Consider the following 18,121-nt stretch of genomic DNA (forward strand, 5'->3'; position numbering starts at 1 on the left):
TGAAAAAGTCTCAGGCGGCGACCTGCCCCTCGATGGCGTCGACCAGTGCATCGGGGTCGAGCGGCTTGGTGACAAAGCCGCTGGCGCCGTGGGCGAGCACCGCATGGCGGGTCTTTTCCTGGCTGTCGGCCGACAGCACCATGATGGGCACTGGCGGCACGGCCGTCTCCTCCTCATGGCGGCGGATGGCGGCGATGGCGTCCATCCCATCCATCACCGGCATGTGCAGGTCCATCAGCACCACGTCGAAGCGGTGTTTGTGTCCGGCACCGGTAACGGCCTCGACCGCCGCCTTGCCGTTGCCGACAACCTTGACGCGATGACCGGCCTTTAGCAGCGTGGCGCGAGCGAGCATGGCGTTGATGTCATTGTCCTCGGCGATCAGCACCGACAGGCCACGCTGGCGATCACTGGCGGCGCGAAGCGCCGGCGGGTGGGGCTTTTCCGGCCGTGTCGGGGCAAGCGCCGGCGCATGACTGCTCAGAAGCACACGCAAAAGTGTTCCGCCTCGCACCGGTCTGGCGAGGAAGGTCGCGTAGCCGCTGGCGCGGAACTCGCCGAGCATGCCGCGATCGGTCGGGGCGATCAGCGTGATGGCTTCGCAATCGGAAAAACCGCTTTGGCGCAGCCGCTTGAGCAGTCTTCCGTCGCCCTCTTCCATGGCCGCGTCGACCAGCAGCACGTCGCAATCGCCGGAGAACGATGCCGCCTGCGCCACGGTGGTGGCGATATCGACCGCGCCGCCGTTGGCGCGGATGCTGCGGGCGATGGCGTCGGCCTCGACGATATTTCTCGACAGGATTACCGCGTGCCTGCCCTGAAGCGCGTCCATCCGGCCCGGTGGTGGCTCGCTCGCGGAGATGGCCGGGATATCGAAGACGAATTCCGAACCCTGACCCAACCGGCTGGAGACGGAAATCGTGCCGCCCATGGCGGTCACCAGGCGCTTGGAGATGGCAAGACCGAGACCGGCTCCGCCATGCGCGCGCGTCGAGGTACCGTCGGCCTGCTCGAACTCCTCGAAAATGCGCTCCATGTCGTCTTCATGCAGGCCTGGCCCGGTATCCGCGATGGTGAAGCATATGCGGTCAGTGGTTTCAGTGCGGGCGCGCGCTATACTCACCAGCACCCCGCCGCTGTCGGTGAACTTGATGGCGTTGCCGATCAGGTTGAGCAGCACCTGCCTGACCCGGCCCGGATCTGCGGTGATCAATTGCGGCACGTCGGGCTCGACATGGCAGCCGAGGCCGATATCCTTGGAGAAGGCGCGCGCGGCGAGGAGCTCGACAACGTTGTCGGCGATCTCGCGCACCGACATTGGCTGCGGTTCGGGATCGAAGCGTCCCGCCTCGATCTTGGAATAGTCGAGCAGGTCCTCGATGAGGGCCAGCAGCGCGCTGGCCGAGGTCGAAATGGCGCCGACATAGGTCTGCTGCTCCGGCGACAGGCTGGTATCGGCCAACAGCCTGGCCATGCCCATGATGCCGTTCATCGGCGTGCGGATTTCATGGCTGACGGTGGCGAGGAAGCGCGATTTGGCCTGGCTTGCGTATTCGGCCCGCTCGCGCGCGGTGATCAGCGAGGATTCGGCACGCTTGCGGGCGGTGATGTCGCGGGCGATGGCGCGATGCGAGACAGAACCGCTGTCCTTGTCGCGCACCGACAGTTCGATCCACGAGAACCAGCGCGAACCGCCAGGGGTGCGGATGGCGACGTCGGTGGAACTCAGGCATTCATGGTCGGAAAAGGCGGCGTCGGGAACGATACCGACTTCGATGCCAAGTTCCGCCAGGGTCTTGCCGGCGAGGTCGCGCTGGTCGACCTCGACGAGATCGGCGAACACCTTGTTGGCATAGACGATATAGCCGTCGCGGTCGCGATGAATGACGAGATCGCCAAGCGCGTCGATCAGGCCGCGAAAGCGCTCTTCGCTCTCCTGCATCTCCCACATGCGATCGGCCAGCGTCTCGATCTCGGCACGGCTGCGAGCCGTGGTTTCATCAAGCAGCGCGGCGGTGCGGGATTCGTTCCTTCTGGCGCGCAGGTGCAGGCCGAAGCCGGCAAGGCCGGTCGCCAGCAAAGCGAGGCTGATGAAGATCGGCGCGCCGGTCAGGTGCGTCAGCCCCGCCAGCATGATGATGGCGACGAAGGTCAGCAGCGGCAAGCCTTCGCGGCCGGCCAATCGCGGCTGATTCCTGGCCTGTTGCGGCTCAGGCGCCAGCGGCGGTGCGGCGACGAACCGCCGCGCCGACGCCGGCGGGGGTACCGCATCGACGTCTTCGCCAGTCTCCGCTTCCTGGATGCCGGATTCCGCGACCATGCGAAAACCCTACCGGACAGAAATTATGGAAGCCTGCGGGGGATCGTTCGAATTTTAGCGGATAGGTTGTTTTACCCCGGCGAACTCACTGCATGTCGACAACGACGCGGCCGCGGATCTTGCCGTCGACGATGTCGCGCGCGGCGTCGATGATGTTGTCGAAGCCGATGGTCGTGGACAGGCTGGCGAGCTTGCGCAGATCCAGGTCGGCGCCGATGCGGCGCCAGGCCTCGAGCCGCACCGGTTTCGGCGCCATCACCGAATCGATGCCGAGCAGCGAAACGCCGCGCAGGATGAAAGGTGCCACGCTCGACGGCAGGTCCATGCCGCCGGCCAGGCCGCAGGCCGCGACGGCACCGCCATAGGCGGTCATAGAGAGCACATTGGCCAGTGTGTGGCTGCCGACGGAATCGATGCCGCCCGCCCAACGCTCCTTGGCGAGCGGCTTGGTCGGCTGGCTGAGTTCGTCACGCGATATCACCTCCGCGGCGCCAAGATCGATGAGATACGGGCTTTCGGCATTGCGCCCGGTCGAGGCAATGACGTGATAGCCCAGGCTGGACAGGATGGAGACCGCGACCGAACCGACGCCGCCGGCCGCGCCCGTCACCACCACGGGCCCGCGATCGGGCACGATGCCGTGCCGCTCCAGTGCCATGACGCACAGCATTGCGGTATAGCCCGCGGTGCCGACCGCCATCGCGTCATGCGCGCTGATGCCGTCGGGGAGCGGCACCAGCCAGTTGCCGTTGACGCGGGCGCGTTCGGCATAGGCGCCAAAATGCGTCTCGCCGACACCCCAGCCGTTCAGGATGACCTTGTCTCCCTTGCGCCAGTCGGGATGGGAAGAGGATAAGACCGTTCCGGCGAAATCGATGCCTGGCACCAAGGGCCAGCGGCGAATGACCGGCGCCTTGCCTGATATTGCGAGCCCATCCTTGTAGTTCACCGTCGTCGCTTCGACTGCGACGGTGACGTCACCGTCCATGAGATCGGCTTCGGTGAGGTCGGTCACCGCCACCGACTGTCTCTTTTCGGCGTCGCGCGAAACGAGGATGGCTTTGAAGGTTTCGGGCATTTTTCTCTCCTCGATCTATCGACGTTTGGACTCTGCTGCGGCGGCCGCGCCGGGTCAATCGCTCAGGCGTCGGGACCCTGGGGCTTGGGCTGGCGCCGCCAGCCCAAAACTTCGTCAAGCACGACCAGCGCGGCGCCGACCGAAATGAAGGCATCGGCGAGATTGAACACGGCGAAGGACCAGACCGGAGTGTGGAACAGGATGTAGTCGATGACGTGGCCGTAGACGGCGCGGTCGATCAGATTGCCGAGCGCGCCACCGATGATCAGGGCAAAGCCGGTGCGGGCAATAACATGGCCCGCTGGCGTGTGCGTGGCCAGATAGAGCACGAAGGCGACGACGAGAACGGCGATGATCACCAGCCCGGTATCGCCGAAGGATGAGAACATCGAGAAGGCGATGCCGGTATTATAGGTGCGAAACAGCGCCAGGAAGGGCAGGAGATCGAGCTTTTCCTGAAAGGGAAGGCCGATCTCGACCAAATGTTTTATCCACTGGTCGAGCGCGATGGCCGCGACGACCAGCAGCGCATAGGGAGACCATGATTTCACGATTGGGCAACCCTCATTGCGAATCCACCATAGGGTCCAGTTTCAGCGCGCCGCGGCGGATCTCGAACAGCATGACGCCGGTGGCGACGGCAAGATTGAGCGAATCGGCACGCCCTGCCTGCGGAATCCTGAGCAGCCTGTCGCAACTCGCCGCCAGGCTTTCGGGCAGGCCTTGCTGTTCATTGCCCATCATCAGCAGCACCGGCCCCCGGGAAAAATCGACCGAGCGGTAGTCGACCGCGCCTTTGAGGTGTGTGCCGGCGACGAGGCCCGAAAACCCGCCGCGCCAGGCGAGGAATGCCTCGGTCGTCGTCTTGGCCACCGGAACGGCGAAGATAGAGCCCATGGTGGCGCGCACCGTCTCCACCGAAAAGGGATCGGTGGTGTCTCCGACCAGGATCACGCCCTTCGCGCCTACGGCGTCCACCGTGCGGATGACGGTGCCGAGATTGCCGGGATCACGCACCCGGTCGAGCGCCACCCAGACATCGCCATTGTCGGCGCGGATATCCTTCAGGGCCAGGAATTTCTGCGAGAAAACGCCGATCACCATTTGCGGATTGTCGCGGCGGGTTATGGCGACAAGCACTTTTTCCGAGACTTCAAGCACCGTGCCGCCGGAAGCCACCGTGCGCGCAGCGACCTTCTCAACCGCCGCGTTGCCGCGTCCGGCCTTGGCGAAGACCAGGGTCCTGATCTGCCAGCCGAGGTCGAGCGCATCGATGACCAGCTTCAGTCCCTCGGCCATGAAGGCGTTCTGCTGGTCGCGGAATTTTTTCAAGGCCAGCGCCTTGATGTCCTTGACCAGCGGATTGGCGAGGCTGGTGACCTCTTTCACCTGCCCGACCGGACGGGCGCCGTCATATCCACTCATCAGGCCACCCAGCGCGAGAACAGCGAGGTCGACAGCGCGCGGCCCGCCGATTTTTCGCGGATGATCAATTCGCCCGATTCAACCCTGCCGCCCATGCCGGCAAAGGTGTCGCGCATGAGGGCATGGATGGCGAAGAAGGAGGCGCGGATCGAATAAGCGGTCAGCACCACGGCAAGCGGTTTCGGGGTCAGGATCGATCGGCAGAGATCGGTCAATGCCGGCAGGTCCTCGAACAACTGCCAGACCTCGCCCTTGGGGCCGCGGCCATAGGCGGGCGGGTCGAACAGAACGATGTCATAGCGGCTGCCGCGGCGCTCCTCGCGCTCGGCGAATTTCACTGCGTCTTCGACGATCCAGCGGATCGGCTTGTTGCCAAGCCCGGCCATCTCCTGGTTTTCGCGAGCCCAGCCGATCGCCTTTTTCGAGGCATCGACATGGGTGACCTCCGCGCCGGCGCGCGCCGCCACCAGCGAGGCAAGACCGGTATAGCCGAACAGGTTGAGCACCTTGACCGGCCGCCTGGCCGCCGCGATCAGTCCGGCCATGTGATCCCAGTGCGAGGCCTGCTCGGGAAACACGCCGACGTGGCGAAACGAGGTGAAGCGGCCGAGATAATCGATGCCGTCGTGCTTCATAGGCCAGGTCTCGCCGAGCGGCGTCCCGGGGAAGCGCCAGCGGCCAATGCCTTCCTCGTCGGTATCGCCGGTGAAGACAGCGTCGGCGCGGTCCCATTCCCTTGCCGGTAGCGCCTTCTGCCAGATCGCCTGGCCCTCGGGGCGGACGATCCGATAAGGACCGTATTGTTCGAGCTTCTGGCCGGCGCCGCTGTCAAGCAGCGCATAATCGGCATTGGGCGCCACTTCGAGGATCAGCGGAAGCTGTTCGGCCGGAAGAGCGCCGTCGCGACGGGCCAGGATGCGGGGCGCCGACTTCGGTTCGGGGCGCTCGTCGGCCCTGGCGTCGGGCCGCTCCTGCGGCCTGGCGTCCGGCCGGGCCGTTCCACGACCTTCATGCGGACGCGCCTGTTGTGCACCGCTTTTTGCGGGCGGACGGCTGTCGCGGCGTTTGTCGCGAAAAGATTTCAAGCAGGAGCATCTCCGAGGCGTGGCCGCTTTTGACATAGGGCAACCGGCTTCGCAACCAAGTCCGCCGCGCAAGCGTCGCCTGGTCATGTCGGCTTGCGATGGACCAATGTCAAAGAAACAGGCAAATCTTCGATATGTCCCGCTCCGAACGCCTGCTCGACCTGATCCAGACATTACGCCGGCATCGCATGCCGGTGAGCGGGCAGTCGCTCGCCGACGAACTCGGGATTTCAATTCGCACGCTTTACCGCGACATCGCAACGCTGCAGGGCCAGGGGGCGCCGATCGATGGCGAGGCGGGGCTCGGCTATGTGCTGAAGCCCGGATTCATGCTGCCGCCGTTGATGTTCAGCGACGAGGAGATCGAGGCAATTGTGCTCGGTTCGCGCTGGGTCGCCAAGCAGCCGGATTCGCGGCTTTCGGTAGCGGCCGTCAACGCGCTTGCCAAGATCGCGTCGGTGCTGCCGGATGATCTGCGCGAGGATCTCGACGCCACCGCACTGCTGGTCGGGCCGCCCAGCGGGACTGTCGAAGGCATCGATCTCGGCCTGGTGCGGCAGGCGATCCGCAACGAGCGCAAGCTGGACTTCTTCTATCGCGATGCCGGTGGCGCGGGCTCGCGGCGCATCGTGTGGCCGTTCGCGCTTGGGTTCTTCGACAAGGTGCGGGTCGTGGTGGCGTGGTGCGAAATGCGGCAGGATTTCCGGCATTTTCGCACCGACCGCATAGCCGAGCTCAAGACGACGGATCTGCGCTATCCGCGCCGCCGTCAGGCGCTGCTGAAGGAATGGCGGGCAACGCTCGACACCCCACGGCGTTAGCGGTGTGTAAGCTGTCCAGGGCGCCTTTCGTGACGGATACTGCCAGAATCTGACAGTGATGCGCTTTATGTCTGTCCCGGTCGAAACCCCTGGAGAACAGTCATGGTCACCCCCAATTTCGTCATCCTCTACGTCGACCAGCCGCAGCGTAGCGGCGCCTTCTACAGCGCGCTGCTCGGCCGCGAGCCGGTCGAAAGCGCGCCGACATTCGTGCTGTTCGTGCTCGACAACGGTTTCAAACTCGGTCTCTGGTCGAGGCATACGGTGGAACCGGCGGCGGCAGCGACCGGTGGCGGCGCCGAGATCGTCTTTGCCCTGGATACGCCCGAGGCAGTCGATGCCGCCCATGCCGACTGGTCCGGACGTGGGCTGAAGATCCTGCAGGCGCCGACCGACATGGATTTCGGCCGCACCTTCGTTGCGCTCGATCCCGACAACCATCGCCTGCGGGTCTACTGGCTGTCGGACGGGCAGCAGGCCGAGGGGGAGCAGGAATGAGCGCGTATTGGATCGCGGTGGCGTCGGCGCAGCACGTCCGGCGCGGCCGCGAGGGCGGCTTTATGCAGGTCAACCACGGCAAGGCGGCGCCGCTGCGGCGGATGCAGCCCGGGGACGGCATTGTTTATTATTCGCCGACAACGATTTTGGGCGAGAAAGACGGGCTGCGGGTGTTCACGGCGATCGGCACGGTACGGGAGGGAGAACCCTATCAAGGCGACATGGGCGGCGGCTTCACGCCCTTTCGCCGCGACGTCGACTGGGCGGCGGCCGGGGAAGCGCCGATCAAGCCATTGCTCGACAGGCTGGACTTCACGGCCGGCAAGCCGAATTGGGGGTATCAACTGCGCTTCGGCCTGTTCTCGATAAGCGCGGCCGATTTCGCCGTAATCGCCGAAGCTATGGGCGCTAACCAGCCGGGACAGTAAGCTAGGTCCTGAGCGCCTTGTAGACGGCAATGCCGGCGGCAAGGTCCTCGAGCGCGGCGCCGACCGACTTGAACAGCGTGATCTCGTCGGCGCTCCGGCGCCCTTGCTTCTGACCGCGCGCCAGCTCGTGCAAATCGGCTATGATGGCTTCCGATTTCAGCACGCCGGAAGCGAGCGGTATGACGATGTCGCCCGCTTCCTTGGTGGCGCCGGCGCGGGTGTCGACATAGACCCGGGCGCGCCCTATCGCCTCGTCGTCGCTTTCGCGCATTGTCGGGGTGAAGCCGCCGACCATGTCGACATGGCTTCCCGGCTTCAGGCGGGCGCCCTTGATCAGCGGATCGGTGGCGATCGTCGCCGACGAGACGATATCGGCCTGGCCGAGTTCGGCATCGAGATCGGTCGCTGCGCTCGCCGCGAAGCCCTCGGCGCGCAGTCCGGCGGCGACCTTCTCGGCGTTGTCCAAGGTGCGATTCCAGATGCGGATGGTCCTGATCGGCCGCACGGCGCAATGCGCCTTGGCGAGGAATGGCGACAGCGCACCGGCCCCGATCACCAGCAGCCGGGAAGCGTCTTCGCGCGCCAGATAGGATGCGGCGAGCGCCGAGGCGCAGGCCGTGCGCCATTGCGTCAGCCGCTGGCCGTCGATCAGGGCCTCCGGTTCGCCGGTGGCGCCGTTGAGCAGGAGATAGACCCCCATCACCGCCGGTTTGCCGATGGCATTGTTGTCGGGCGAGACGGTAACGATCTTGACGCCGATGTGTCCCCCGGCCGAGATGCCGGCTGCGTTGAAGTCGGTCCAGGCCGGCATCAGCAGCAAGGTCGAGGCCGCACCGTCCGGCCGTTCGACCGTGTGATGGTGCCGGACAGGTTGCACCGCGCCGTCACGGAAAGCCACGCGCAGCGTCTCCACCAGCCCTGGGAAGGTCAACGCCTGGTCGACCTCTGCGGCCGAAATGGTCAGCATGGGAAACTCCGTGAAGAAAATCGCGGGCCCGAGAGGGCCCACAGCGCCGTGCGGCGGTCAGTTGGTCGGCTTCGGCAGCACCGGTCCCTGCGGTGTCGACGGGGTGCGGCCGATCGCCTGGCGCAGGTTCTCGGCCTCGACGCCGCGCTGGCGCGCCAGCTTGCGGTAGCGTCCCTGCTTGACCCAGGTCGCCAGGCTGCCGACGACCATGCCGACGGCGAGGGCCAGGAACAGGAAGATGAACAGCGGCAAAGTGAGCGTCAGCGCCGGATTGCCGGGATTGAACGGATCCAGCGTGAAGGCGACGAGTTCGCGATTGGCGACGGCCAGCGCGATCAGGATGACCGCCAGGGGCACGAAGACCACGATGAGCATGAAGCGATTGAGCATGATGTTTTCCGTCGGAAACCGGCCTCCCGGGAAGGGCCGGTCTGGCGTCGCGCCTATTTTCCGCCATTCAGCCTTTCGCGCAGTTCCTTGCCGGTCTTGAAGAAAGGCACCCATTTCTCCTCGACCTCGACGGATTCACCGGTGCGCGGGTTGCGGCCGGTGCGGGCGGGGCGATTTTTCACCGAAAAGGCACCGAAGCCACGCAATTCGACCCGGTTGCCTTCGGCGAGCGCGTCGGTGATCTCGTCGAAAATCGCGCCGACGATGTTTTCAACGTCGCGCAGGAAAAGATGCGGATTGCGCGTGGCAATAATCTGCACAAGTTCGGACTTGATCATCGGACGGGTCCCCTGAAATCGGTGCGGTCGAAATTATGAGGATGATTTTGTTTGCTTTTTCATCCACCCCAAACGGCATCTCAAGGGTGCCAGACGGAAACGAGACCGTCAAGAAACAAGCGGTCGGCGCCAAGTTCATGGATGATATCGCCGCTGTAGTCCGGCAGGCCGAGCGCGCCGGCGATCGTGCGCACCATCGCTTTGGAAAACAGGAAGCCGCCGCGCCGCTCAGTGTCCTTCCATTCGACCACCTTGAGTTTCGAGTCGACGCCCTTGGTCGCCAGCCAGTCGATCGCCTCGGTCTCGCCGCCGACGGCGTCGATCAGGCCGTTGGCGACCCCTTGGCGACCGGTAAAGATCGATCCGTCGGCGAGCGCCAGCGCTTGCTCGCGGGTCATCTTGCGGCGTTCGGCGACGATGCCGACGAACCAGTCGTAGCTGTCGAGGATGAGCTTGCGGACCATGGCGCGCTCGTCGTCGTTGGTCGGCTTGAAAGGCGAGGGCGAGGCCTTGAGCGGCGAGGATTTCACTTCCTCCAGCTTGACGCCGAGCTTGTCCATCAGGCCGCTGACATCAGGATACTGGATCAACACGCCGATCGAGCCGACGATCGAGGTCTTGCGGGCGACGATGTGATCGGTGGCGCTCGCGATCATGTAGCCGGCCGACGCGGCGAGCGTGCCGACCTCGGCCGCGACAGGCTTGTCGGCGGCGAGCTTGCGCACCTCCTCATAGATCGATTCACCGCCGACGGTGGTGCCGCCGGGGGAATCGATGGCGAGGATCACGCCTTTCACCCTCGGCGACTTGCGGATGGCTTCCAGCCGCTCGATCAGTTCGTCGTCCTCGGTTATGGTGCCTTCGATCCTGACCTTGGCGATATGATCGACGGCCGACCCGCCGAAATCGTCGCGATAGAACCAGGCCGAGATCGCAATGACGCCGAGCGCAACGATGGCGATGGCCGCAGCGCGCCAGAAGGTCAGCTTACGCCGCAAGCGGCGGCGGTCGATCAGGTCGTCGGCTCTCAATGCCATGGTCAGCCTCACGGTCGATGGAAAGAGATGCTTTTAGACCATGACGTCCCGGTCTGGAAGCAATTCCGTCTGCGCATGACGCGGCAATCCGCGCGCGGCGCACGCGAGGCAAGTGCGCGTCAGCGTCCGCCAAGACGTCGGTTTCGTGATTGGTCCGTGAAACGAACGGCAGGTAAGGAGAGAGCCGGCGGTAACGAAAAATGTACGCCAGACGTCTATTTCTGCTATGAAGCAGGGCTGTCGGTGTCGATCCGTTCTGATCTGCACGACCGCAACTGTCACATTTTCGCGGTTTTCGTCGGCTTGTGCTTGCTTGAAAGCGCCGACGTCCCACCTATAGGCGGTGTTGCCCGGCGGGCAGGGGTTTTTAGAAGAAAGCAGTTATGTTAGCGCGAACGAGTGAAGCGAGCAGCACCGAGACGGAGTTGGCTCCCCCGGCGGACGGCCCGGCGAGGGGGGACGCGTTCGATCGCGCACGGCGGCATTCGCGCCGCGTGCGCGTGCTCAAATTCGCCGTGCCGGTGCTGGCGGCGTTGATCGCCATCGCCTTCCCGGTCTATTCCTACCTCGCCGCACCGGTGTCCGTCGCGGTCCAGGCGGAAGGCACCGCCTTTTCCAACGGCAAGCTGGTGATGGCCAACCCCAAGCTCAACGGCTTCACCAAGCAGAAATTGCCCTATTCCATGACGGCATTGCGCGCCATACAGGACGTCAGCACGCAAGGCATCATCGAACTCGACGGCATCGACGCCAAGGTGCCGATCGCGGCCGACAATGTCGCTGCGATCAAAGCCACGCATGGTACCTACGATCGCGAAGGCAATACGATGCACCTGACCAGCGACGTCACGATCGCCACGACCGACGGCCTTCAGGCCAGGTTCAAATCGGTCTTCCTCGACATGGGCAAAGGCACTATGAAGACGGATGATCCCGTGGACGTCAGCCGTGACGGGTCGCAGATCACCGCGAATTCCTTGTCGGTGCAGGACAATGGCAAGGTTCTGGTGTTCGAGAACAAGGTGCGCGTCAATATCGATCCCGCCAATCTGAAGGCGGCAGAGGCAAAGGGCGAAGAAGCGAATGTGGCTCATTAGTTCGACACGGCTTGCCGCCGCAGCTTCGGCGCTGCTTTTGCTGGGGCTTGCGCCGGCGCTGGCGCAATCCACCGCCGAGAGCGCGTCCGGGCTCAAACTGTCGGGCGACAAGCCCATCCAGATCGAGAGCGACAAGCTGGAGGTCCGGCAGGCGGACAACGTCGCCGTGTTCACCGGCAACGTCACGGTCGTGCAGGGACCGACCCTGCTCAAGTCCGGCAAGATGATGGTCTACTACGTCAAGGACCCGAACGCGGCCGCAAAGGGGACGGAAGCAGCGGGAGCGGCGATGACCGGCTCCGCCAACATCGACCACCTTGAAGTCAGCGGAAAAGTTTACATCAAGTCGAATGACCAGATCGCGACCGGTGATAATGGCACCTTCGACATGAAGACGCAGGTGCTGGTCCTGTCCGGCAAGGAAGTGGTGCTGTCGCAAGGCCCCAATGTCCTCAAGGGCTGCAAGCTCACCGTGCAGATGAAGACTGGCCTCGCCAATGTCGACGGCTGCGGTGGACGTGTCATCATGTCGATGACGCCACCGCCGAAATCGGGAGCGACGAACCCCTGATGGCCAGCCTGTCGTCGCTGACGGCGCGTCTTCCGGGGCGGGCCGCCGGCAAGGTTTCGGCTCCGGCCACGGTCACCGCCGATAAGGCGAAGTTCAAGGGAACCTTGATCGCCAAGGGCCTGACCAAGAGCTACAAGGGTCGCAAGGTGGTCAGCGGCGTCACGCTCGGGGTGCGTGCCGGCGAGGCCGTCGGGCTGCTCGGTCCCAACGGCGCCGGCAAGACCACCTGTTTCTACATGGTCACCGGCCTGGTGCCTGTGGACGAGGGCACGATCGAGATCGACGGCTTCGATGTCACCTCCATGCCGATGTACCGGCGTGCGCGTCTGGGCATCGGCTATCTGCCGCAGGAGGCCTCGATCTTCCGCGGCCTCAGCGTCGAGCAGAACATTCGCGCCGTGCTGGAAGTGGTCGAAAAGAGCCGCAAGGAGCGCGAGCGCAGCCTCGACGAACTGCTCGAGGAGTTCCATATCAGCCATTTGCGCAAGGCGCCGTCGATGTCGCTTTCCGGCGGCGAACGTCGGCGCCTGGAGATCGCGCGTGCGCTGGCCACGCGCCCGGCCTACATGCTGCTCGACGAGCCTTTCGCCGGCATCGACCCGATCGCCGTCGCCGACATCCAGCAACTGGTGCGTCATTTGACGGCGCGCGGCATCGGCGTGCTCATCACCGATCACAATGTGCGCGAGACGCTCGGCCTGATCGACCGCGCCTACATCATCCATGCCGGCCAGGTGCTCACTCATGGCCGGGCTGATGAAGTGGTCGCAAATCCCGACGTGCGGCGGCTCTATCTGGGCGAGGGATTCACGCTTTGAGCGTGAAATTTGTTTCCTGACGCGATTTTTTTCCTGTCAGGGGCCATTTTCTCGCGATTTTGCTCCGGGATAACGCTCCGGTAAGCGGGTTTTGCTAGCGTTTGCCTTGACAAGCAAAAGCCGGGCCAGTTTCTATCGGTTCGCGAAAATTCCTTCCGGCAGTCCGGATGCAGACGAGGCGTTTGAAACCGAACCATGGCGTTGGCGGCGAAACTACAGCTACGACAGTCGCAGTCGCTGGTGATGACGCCGCAGCTGATGCAGTCGATCCGGCTGCTGCAGTTCACCCATGCCGAACTCGAGCACTTCATCGACGAGGAGATCGAGCGCAACCCGTTGCTGGAGCGCGCCGAGCCGCAGGACGACGCCGCCAGCGACCAGGCGCCGAGGACCGAGGCGGCACCGGAAACGGCGGCCGACGGCGACTGGTTCGAGACCGAAGCGGGATGGAGCGCCGAGGCGATCTCGGAAAAGCTCGACACATCGCTGGAGAACCTGTTCCCGGACGACCCGGGCACCAGCGAGCGGCTCGGACCAGACCTCACGGCGCAGTGGAAATCGGCGACCGGCAATGGCGGCACGTCCTCGTCCGATGGCTTCGACGCCGGCGATATGGCGGCGACCGCCATCACGCTGCGCGATCATGTCAGCGAGCATATTGCGCTCGCTTTCGCCGATCCGGCGGCGCGCCTGATCGCCGGCGAACTCGCGGACGGCCTCGACGAGACCGGCTATATGCGCGCCGATATGGCTGAGATAGCCTCGCGCCTTGGTAGCGGCGCCGACGCCGTGGCCAAGGTGCTGTCGGTGTGCCAGACCTTCGAGCCGGCCGGCCTGTTCGCCCGCGACCTTGCCGAATGCCTGTCGCTGCAACTTGCCGTGCGCGACAGGCTCGATCCGGCGATGAAGGCGCTGATTGCCAACCTCGAACTCCTGGCGCGCCGCGATTTTCACACGCTGAAGCGGATCTGCGGCGTCGACGAAGAGGACCTGCTCGACATGCTGGCCGAGATCCGGGCGCTCGATCCGCGGCCGGGCATGGCATTTTCGGGCGGCGCCAGCGACGCCGTCATTGCCGATGTCGAGGTGCGCGCGGCCAATGACGGCAGCTGGACGGTCGAGCTCAACGCCGAAACGCTGCCGCGCGTGCTGGTCGACCACATCTATTTCGCCCAGGTTTCGCCGCACGCCAAGAACCAGGCCGAAAAGGATTTCCTGGCCGAGTGCCTGCAGAACGCCAATTGGCTGACGCGCAGCCTCGATCAGCGGGCAAAGACCATTCTCAAGGTCGCATCGGAGATCGTGCGCCAGCAGGATGCCTTCCTCGTCCATGGCGTGCGCCAGCTGAAGCCGCTCAACCTGCGCACGGTGGCCGACGCCATAGGCATGCACGAATCGACCGTCAGCCGGGTTACCGCGAACAAGTACATGCTGACGCCGCGCGGCGTGTTCGAACTGCGCTATTTCTTCACCGCCTCGATAGCCGCGTCGGGCGGTGGCGAGGCGCATTCGTCGGAAGCGGTGCGCGACCGCATCAAGCAATTGATCGACGAGGAAAAAACCATCGACGTCCTGTCCGACGACGCGATCGTCGACATGTTGCGCGAAAGCGGCGTCGACATCGCCAGGCGTACGGTCGCCAAATACAGGGAAGGCATGAATATCCCGTCCTCGGTGCAGCGCCGGCGCGAGAAGCGGGCCCTTGCCAGCGCCGGGCGCTAGGTTCGGCGATTTTCCACAGGGTTTCGCGCTTCATTGACAAGCTGCGGTGAAGTGGCTAGAAGCCCGCCCGCATGAGACGGGCTCGACGCCCGCTAGCGGATGGTCCGTCACGACAATGGCCTAGGGGTGGTCAAGAAGGCGGCTTGTGATCAACCGGAAAGTTTGGATTTAAATCGGCGCGAGTGACGCCGCAAAGCTTGTGCGCACGGACCACGAGTATAAACTCCGGCCAGTTTGAAGCCTGAGCAAGGAAGGTCAGTTTTCAGATGAATCTGCGCATATCGGGAAAACACATGGATATCGGCGATGCGTTCCGTACGCGCATCAACGATCGTGTCGGCGAGGCGATCGGCAAATATTTCGACCGCGGCTTTGCCGGACATGTCACCGTCATCAAATCGGGCTCGCGCTATTCGGCGGATTGCATGATCCGGCTGGATTCCGGCGCTTCGCTGCAGGCGACCGGCGATGCCCAGGACCCGACGCTGGCTTTCGAGGCCGCGGCGGATCGTCTGGAAACCCGGCTTCGGCGCTACAAGCGCCGGCTGAAATCGCACAATTCGGGCAATGGCGAGCTCACCGATATCGCCTACACGGTGATGGCGCCACTCGCCGATGACGACGAGGACATTCCGGAGGATTTTGCGCCGGCCATCGTCGCCGAATCGACCATGACGCTGAAGACCATGTCGGTGGCGTCGGCGGTCATAGAACTCGACACAAAGGACAGTCCGGTCTTCGTCTTCCGCAACGCCGGAAACAATCACGTCAACATCGTCTATCGCCGGCCGGATGGGAACATCGGCTGGATCGATCCGTCCACGACCAAGGTCGCACAGGGATAAAACCGGCCGCACGAGGGGTGGGGACTGGTGACGGCAGGCGAACAAGGGATTTTCAAGTATGGATCTGAGCGATCTCATCAACGTTCCGGCGATATTGCCGGCGTTGAAGGCGAACTCCAAGAAGCAGCTTCTGCAATTGCTGTCGGAGAGGGCGGCCGCGATTTCCGGCATTCCGGAGCGGGAAGTGTTCGACACCATCCTGCAGCGCGAGCGGCTCGGCTCGACCGGGGTCGGCAACGGCATCGCCATTCCGCACGGCAAGCTGGCCGGCGTGAAGCGCATCGCCGGCGTGTTCGCCCGCCTGGAGACGCCGGTCGATTTCGAGGCGCTCGACGACCAGCCGGTCGACCTGGTGTTCCTGCTGCTGGCCCCTGAAGGGGCCGGCGCCGATCATCTGAAGGCGCTGTCGCGCATCGCGCGGGTGCTGCGCGACGCCGATACAGTGGCCAAGATCAGGGGAACGCGCGACGCCGTGGCGATCCACGCGCTTTTATCGGACACCCAGGCCTCGCACGCGGCCTGACGTTTTCTGGATGAACAATGGTAGGGCCGCCACGGGCGGCCCCGTTCGTTTTCAGCGGAAAATCGCCTTAATGAATGGCGACCGTGGTCAGGTCGTTTTCCATGGCGCCGGCCAGCGCGCGATCGCGCGCATCTGAAAGCAGGATCGGCTGGCCGTTGGCGGCAAACAGCGCCCACAATTCCATGCCGGGCGCGATTTCGCCAATGCCCGGGAAACGGCCGAGCAGTTCCTCGCTCGTAACCTTGCGCAGATAAGCGACCGAGCCCTCGCCGAGATGGGCGAATTCACCGCTGGTCATGGTGGGATTTTGTGTAGGATTTTGGTCAGTTCTGGTCATTTCAAGCCTCCTTGGCGCGAGACGCCGCCCTGGTTCTGGGCAGTAGGCCATCCCGCATGAGAGCCATCGGCAAAGATCAGTCTTTCACCGATATGTTTATTTTCCGTACCAGCCGCTCGGACTCGGGCCGATCGAGATCGATCGACAAAAGGCCGTTCTTCAGCTCCGCCGCAATCACCCGCATGCCGTCGGCCAGCACGAAGCAGCGCTGGAATTGGCGTGCGGCGATGCCGCGGTGAAGAAATTCGCGCTCGGTATCGTCGGTCTGACGACCGCGCACGACCAACTGGTTTTCCTCCGTGGTGACATCGAGATCGCTTTCGGCGAAACCGGCAACAGCGAGCGTGATGCGCAGCCTTTCGGCCTTGCCGTCGGCGCCGCTGAGCCGCTCGATGTTGTAAGGAGGATAGCTGTCACCGGATTTCGCCAAGCGCTCCAGCGTCTTTTCCATGGCGTCGAAACCCAGGAGAAGCGGGCTGGAGAAAGGCGTCATTCGGCTCATGTTACATTGTCCTCTCAAGAGCGACATAAACTGGAAAAACCCAGATGGCATTTTTCCCGATGGTGTTGATATGGTCCGCCCCACGACCAAGTTCAAGCCATCAAAACACCCGCCCAAAAAGACCACGTCGTGGACTCACAAGAATGATCGACATGGCGCTTGAAACGGCAGTGAGATGCAAGGAGAAGCGCTGCGCCGGGATTCGTCCCCCGGGCGGAGCGGTTCGGCAGCTCAAGGCCGGTTCGGTGCGTTTCGCATGCTCGCTCGGACGCATGAGCTCATGGCCAAACAAGGAATCGAAATGCCCCAAACACGCAAGATCATCATCGACACGGATCCTGGCCAGGACGATGCCGTCGCCATATTGCTGGCGCTTGGCAGCCCCGAGCTGGAGATCGTCGGCATATCAGCCGTAGCCGGCAACGTGCCGCTGAACCTTACCGAAAAGAACGCCCGCAAGATCTGCGAACTGGCCGGCCGACCCGACATCAAGGTCTATGCCGGCGCCGTCCGTCCGCTGGCGCGTGAACTGGTTACGGCCGAGGCGGTGCATGGCCAAACTGGCCTCAACGGGCCACAATTGCCCGAACCGACGATGAAGCTGCAGGATAAGTACGCCGTCGATTTCATCGTCGAGACGCTGATGAAGGAAGAGAGCGGCAGCATCACGCTGTGCGCTCTCGGGCCGCTCACCAATATCGCGCTGGCGCTGATCCGCGAGCCGAGGATCGCGCCGCGCATCAAGGAAATCATCCTGATGGGCGGTGGCTTCTTCGAAGGCGGCAATGTCACGCCGGCGGCCGAATTCAACATTTATGTCGATCCGCACGCGGCCGAGGTGGTGTTGAAATCCGGCATTCCGATCGTGCTGATGCCGCTCGACGTCACCCACAAGGCGCTGACCACCGCCAAGCGCACCCAGGCCTTTCGCAAGCTCGGCACCAAGGTCGGTACCGCAACGGCCGAGATGCTGGAGTTTTTCGAGCGTTTCGACGAGGAGAAATACGGCACCGATGGCGGGCCGCTGCATGACCCCTGCGTCATCGCCTACCTGTTGAAACCGGAGCTGTTCAAAGGCCGTAACTGCAATGTCAGCGTGGAAACCAGCTCGGAACTGACCATGGGCATGACCGTGATCGACTGGTGGGGCGTCACCAAGCGGGAAAAGAACGCCAAGGTGATGGGCGACATCGACCATGACGGCTTCTTCGCGCTGTTGCTGGAACGGCTGGGGCGGCTTTAAATCCGCCTCCTTACCTTCTCCCCTTGCGGGAGAAGGTGGCCTCGCGAGGCGAGGCCGGATGAGGCTGTTCCAGGGA

The 18,121-nt window shown here is 63.8% G+C and carries 21 protein-coding genes; 10 read left to right on the top strand and 11 right to left on the bottom strand.

Annotated features, from left to right (window positions below; all coding sequences use genetic code 11):
- Nucleotides 1-10: 10 nt before the first annotated feature.
- From FJ959_RS26395 to FJ959_RS26415, 5 genes are all read right to left on the bottom strand, one after another.
- Complete coding sequence (locus FJ959_RS26395; protein ID WP_140632922.1) at nt 11-2,320, bottom strand: PAS domain-containing hybrid sensor histidine kinase/response regulator; 2,310 nt, start codon at nt 2,318-2,320, stop codon at nt 11-13.
- A gap of 85 nt (nt 2,321-2,405) precedes the next feature.
- Nucleotides 2,406-3,398, bottom strand: a complete 993-nt coding sequence (locus tag FJ959_RS26400; protein WP_140632925.1) for an MDR family oxidoreductase — start codon at nt 3,396-3,398, stop codon at nt 2,406-2,408.
- A gap of 62 nt (nt 3,399-3,460) precedes the next feature.
- A complete protein-coding gene (gene lspA, locus FJ959_RS26405; RefSeq protein WP_140500223.1) occupies nt 3,461-3,949 on the bottom strand; it encodes a signal peptidase II in 489 nt (162 codons plus the stop codon).
- Nucleotides 3,950-3,962: 13 nt separating this feature from the next.
- Nucleotides 3,963-4,823, bottom strand: a complete 861-nt coding sequence (locus FJ959_RS26410) for an RNA methyltransferase (RefSeq protein ID WP_140632928.1) — start codon at nt 4,821-4,823, stop codon at nt 3,963-3,965.
- Nucleotides 4,823-5,908 (bottom strand): class I SAM-dependent rRNA methyltransferase, encoded by a 1,086-nt coding sequence (locus tag FJ959_RS26415; protein WP_140632931.1) that lies wholly within the window; start codon nt 5,906-5,908, stop codon nt 4,823-4,825. Before FJ959_RS26415 ends, FJ959_RS26410 begins: the two co-directional genes overlap by 1 nt.
- 134 nt (nt 5,909-6,042) lie before the next feature.
- On the opposite strand from FJ959_RS26415, the gene FJ959_RS26420 reads away from it, so the two are divergent.
- The 3 genes from FJ959_RS26420 to FJ959_RS26430 all read left to right on the top strand — a co-directional run bounded on the left by FJ959_RS26420 (nt 6,043) and on the right by FJ959_RS26430 (nt 7,655).
- Nucleotides 6,043-6,729 carry a YafY family protein gene (locus tag FJ959_RS26420; protein WP_140632934.1) on the top strand — a complete coding sequence of 229 codons (687 nt, stop codon included), beginning with the start codon at nt 6,043-6,045 and terminating at the stop codon, nt 6,727-6,729.
- A gap of 102 nt (nt 6,730-6,831) precedes the next feature.
- Nucleotides 6,832-7,227 carry a VOC family protein gene (locus FJ959_RS26425; protein WP_140632937.1) on the top strand — a complete coding sequence of 132 codons (396 nt, stop codon included), beginning with the start codon at nt 6,832-6,834 and terminating at the stop codon, nt 7,225-7,227.
- Complete coding sequence (locus FJ959_RS26430) at nt 7,224-7,655, top strand: EVE domain-containing protein (RefSeq protein WP_140632940.1); 432 nt, start codon at nt 7,224-7,226, stop codon at nt 7,653-7,655. Before FJ959_RS26425 ends, FJ959_RS26430 begins: the two co-directional genes overlap by 4 nt.
- A gap of 1 nt (nt 7,656) precedes the next feature.
- On the opposite strand, the gene FJ959_RS26435 is transcribed toward FJ959_RS26430, so the two are convergent.
- From FJ959_RS26435 to sppA, 4 genes are all read right to left on the bottom strand, one after another.
- Nucleotides 7,657-8,622, bottom strand: coding sequence for an ornithine cyclodeaminase family protein (locus FJ959_RS26435; protein ID WP_140632943.1), 966 nt, complete (start codon nt 8,620-8,622; stop codon nt 7,657-7,659).
- A 57-nt stretch (nt 8,623-8,679) separates the two neighbouring features.
- Nucleotides 8,680-9,012 (bottom strand): DUF1049 domain-containing protein, encoded by a 333-nt coding sequence (locus tag FJ959_RS26440; RefSeq protein ID WP_140522516.1) that lies wholly within the window; start codon nt 9,010-9,012, stop codon nt 8,680-8,682.
- A gap of 53 nt (nt 9,013-9,065) precedes the next feature.
- Nucleotides 9,066-9,350: an integration host factor subunit beta gene (locus tag FJ959_RS26445; protein ID WP_006200394.1), complete on the bottom strand. Its 285-nt coding sequence runs from the start codon at nt 9,348-9,350 to the stop codon at nt 9,066-9,068.
- Between the two features lie 80 nt (nt 9,351-9,430).
- Nucleotides 9,431-10,387, bottom strand: a complete 957-nt coding sequence (gene sppA, locus FJ959_RS26450; protein ID WP_140522514.1) for a signal peptide peptidase SppA — start codon at nt 10,385-10,387, stop codon at nt 9,431-9,433.
- A gap of 383 nt (nt 10,388-10,770) precedes the next feature.
- On the opposite strand from sppA, the gene lptC reads away from it, so the two are divergent.
- From lptC to ptsN, 6 genes are all read left to right on the top strand, one after another.
- A complete protein-coding gene (gene lptC / locus FJ959_RS26455) occupies nt 10,771-11,484 on the top strand; it encodes an LPS export ABC transporter periplasmic protein LptC (protein WP_140500206.1) in 714 nt (237 codons plus the stop codon).
- Complete coding sequence (locus FJ959_RS26460) at nt 11,471-12,055, top strand: LptA/OstA family protein (RefSeq protein WP_140500204.1); 585 nt, start codon at nt 11,471-11,473, stop codon at nt 12,053-12,055. The genes lptC and FJ959_RS26460 overlap by 14 nt, the downstream gene beginning before the upstream one ends.
- Nucleotides 12,055-12,873: an LPS export ABC transporter ATP-binding protein gene (gene lptB, locus FJ959_RS26465; protein WP_140500202.1), complete on the top strand. Its 819-nt coding sequence runs from the start codon at nt 12,055-12,057 to the stop codon at nt 12,871-12,873. Before FJ959_RS26460 ends, lptB begins: the two co-directional genes overlap by 1 nt.
- A gap of 195 nt (nt 12,874-13,068) precedes the next feature.
- Nucleotides 13,069-14,595, top strand: a complete 1,527-nt coding sequence (gene rpoN / locus FJ959_RS26470; RefSeq protein ID WP_140632946.1) for an RNA polymerase factor sigma-54 — start codon at nt 13,069-13,071, stop codon at nt 14,593-14,595.
- A gap of 266 nt (nt 14,596-14,861) precedes the next feature.
- Nucleotides 14,862-15,440: a ribosome-associated translation inhibitor RaiA gene (gene raiA / locus FJ959_RS26475; protein WP_140500197.1), complete on the top strand. Its 579-nt coding sequence runs from the start codon at nt 14,862-14,864 to the stop codon at nt 15,438-15,440.
- Between the two features lie 58 nt (nt 15,441-15,498).
- The gene (ptsN, locus tag FJ959_RS26480) at nt 15,499-15,963 is read left to right on the top strand and encodes a PTS IIA-like nitrogen regulatory protein PtsN (RefSeq protein WP_135898701.1); all 465 of its coding nucleotides are present in this window, start codon (nt 15,499-15,501) and stop codon (nt 15,961-15,963) included.
- Between the two features lie 67 nt (nt 15,964-16,030).
- Here the strand turns inward: ptsN and FJ959_RS26485 are convergent, their stop codons facing one another.
- Nucleotides 16,031-16,300: a DUF1150 family protein gene (locus tag FJ959_RS26485; protein ID WP_140500195.1), complete on the bottom strand. Its 270-nt coding sequence runs from the start codon at nt 16,298-16,300 to the stop codon at nt 16,031-16,033.
- Between the two features lie 76 nt (nt 16,301-16,376).
- Entirely contained in the window at nt 16,377-16,802 is a 426-nt protein-coding gene (locus FJ959_RS26490) for an Hsp20 family protein (protein WP_013893014.1), read from the bottom strand.
- A gap of 301 nt (nt 16,803-17,103) precedes the next feature.
- Here FJ959_RS26490 and FJ959_RS26495 point away from each other — a divergent pair, with 301 nt between their 5' ends.
- Nucleotides 17,104-18,045: a nucleoside hydrolase gene (locus FJ959_RS26495; RefSeq protein ID WP_140584710.1), complete on the top strand. Its 942-nt coding sequence runs from the start codon at nt 17,104-17,106 to the stop codon at nt 18,043-18,045.
- Nucleotides 18,046-18,121: the final 76 nt, after the last annotated feature.

The sequence above is a fragment of the Mesorhizobium sp. B2-2-4 genome, assembly GCF_006442375.1.
GTDB lineage: Bacteria > Pseudomonadota > Alphaproteobacteria > Rhizobiales > Rhizobiaceae > Mesorhizobium.

Bases quoted from the DNA above. Each gene is read 5' to 3' on its own strand.
- FJ959_RS26395 (WP_140632922.1), bottom strand. From the start codon at position 2,320: ATGGTCGCGGAATCCGGCATCCAGGAAGCGGAGACTGGCGAAGACGTC.
- FJ959_RS26400 (WP_140632925.1), bottom strand. From the start codon at position 3,398: ATGCCCGAAACCTTCAAAGCCATCCTCGTTTCGCGCGACGCCGAAAAG.
- FJ959_RS26410 (WP_140632928.1), bottom strand. From the start codon at position 4,823: ATGAGTGGATATGACGGCGCCCGTCCGGTCGGGCAGGTGAAAGAGGTC.
- FJ959_RS26420 (WP_140632934.1), top strand. From the start codon at position 6,043: ATGTCCCGCTCCGAACGCCTGCTCGACCTGATCCAGACATTACGCCGG.
- FJ959_RS26425 (WP_140632937.1), top strand. From the start codon at position 6,832: ATGGTCACCCCCAATTTCGTCATCCTCTACGTCGACCAGCCGCAGCGT.
- FJ959_RS26430 (WP_140632940.1), top strand. From the start codon at position 7,224: ATGAGCGCGTATTGGATCGCGGTGGCGTCGGCGCAGCACGTCCGGCGC.
- FJ959_RS26435 (WP_140632943.1), bottom strand. From the start codon at position 8,622: ATGCTGACCATTTCGGCCGCAGAGGTCGACCAGGCGTTGACCTTCCCA.
- FJ959_RS26440 (WP_140522516.1), bottom strand. From the start codon at position 9,012: ATGCTCAATCGCTTCATGCTCATCGTGGTCTTCGTGCCCCTGGCGGTC.
- FJ959_RS26445 (WP_006200394.1), bottom strand. From the start codon at position 9,350: ATGATCAAGTCCGAACTTGTGCAGATTATTGCCACGCGCAATCCGCAT.
- sppA (WP_140522514.1), bottom strand. From the start codon at position 10,387: ATGGCATTGAGAGCCGACGACCTGATCGACCGCCGCCGCTTGCGGCGT.
- lptC (WP_140500206.1), top strand. From the start codon at position 10,771: ATGTTAGCGCGAACGAGTGAAGCGAGCAGCACCGAGACGGAGTTGGCT.
- FJ959_RS26460 (WP_140500204.1), top strand. From the start codon at position 11,471: ATGTGGCTCATTAGTTCGACACGGCTTGCCGCCGCAGCTTCGGCGCTG.
- lptB (WP_140500202.1), top strand. From the start codon at position 12,055: ATGGCCAGCCTGTCGTCGCTGACGGCGCGTCTTCCGGGGCGGGCCGCC.
- rpoN (WP_140632946.1), top strand. From the start codon at position 13,069: ATGGCGTTGGCGGCGAAACTACAGCTACGACAGTCGCAGTCGCTGGTG.
- raiA (WP_140500197.1), top strand. From the start codon at position 14,862: ATGAATCTGCGCATATCGGGAAAACACATGGATATCGGCGATGCGTTC.
- ptsN (WP_135898701.1), top strand. From the start codon at position 15,499: ATGGATCTGAGCGATCTCATCAACGTTCCGGCGATATTGCCGGCGTTG.
- FJ959_RS26485 (WP_140500195.1), bottom strand. From the start codon at position 16,300: ATGACCAGAACTGACCAAAATCCTACACAAAATCCCACCATGACCAGC.
- FJ959_RS26490 (WP_013893014.1), bottom strand. From the start codon at position 16,802: ATGAGCCGAATGACGCCTTTCTCCAGCCCGCTTCTCCTGGGTTTCGAC.
- FJ959_RS26495 (WP_140584710.1), top strand. From the start codon at position 17,104: ATGCCCCAAACACGCAAGATCATCATCGACACGGATCCTGGCCAGGAC.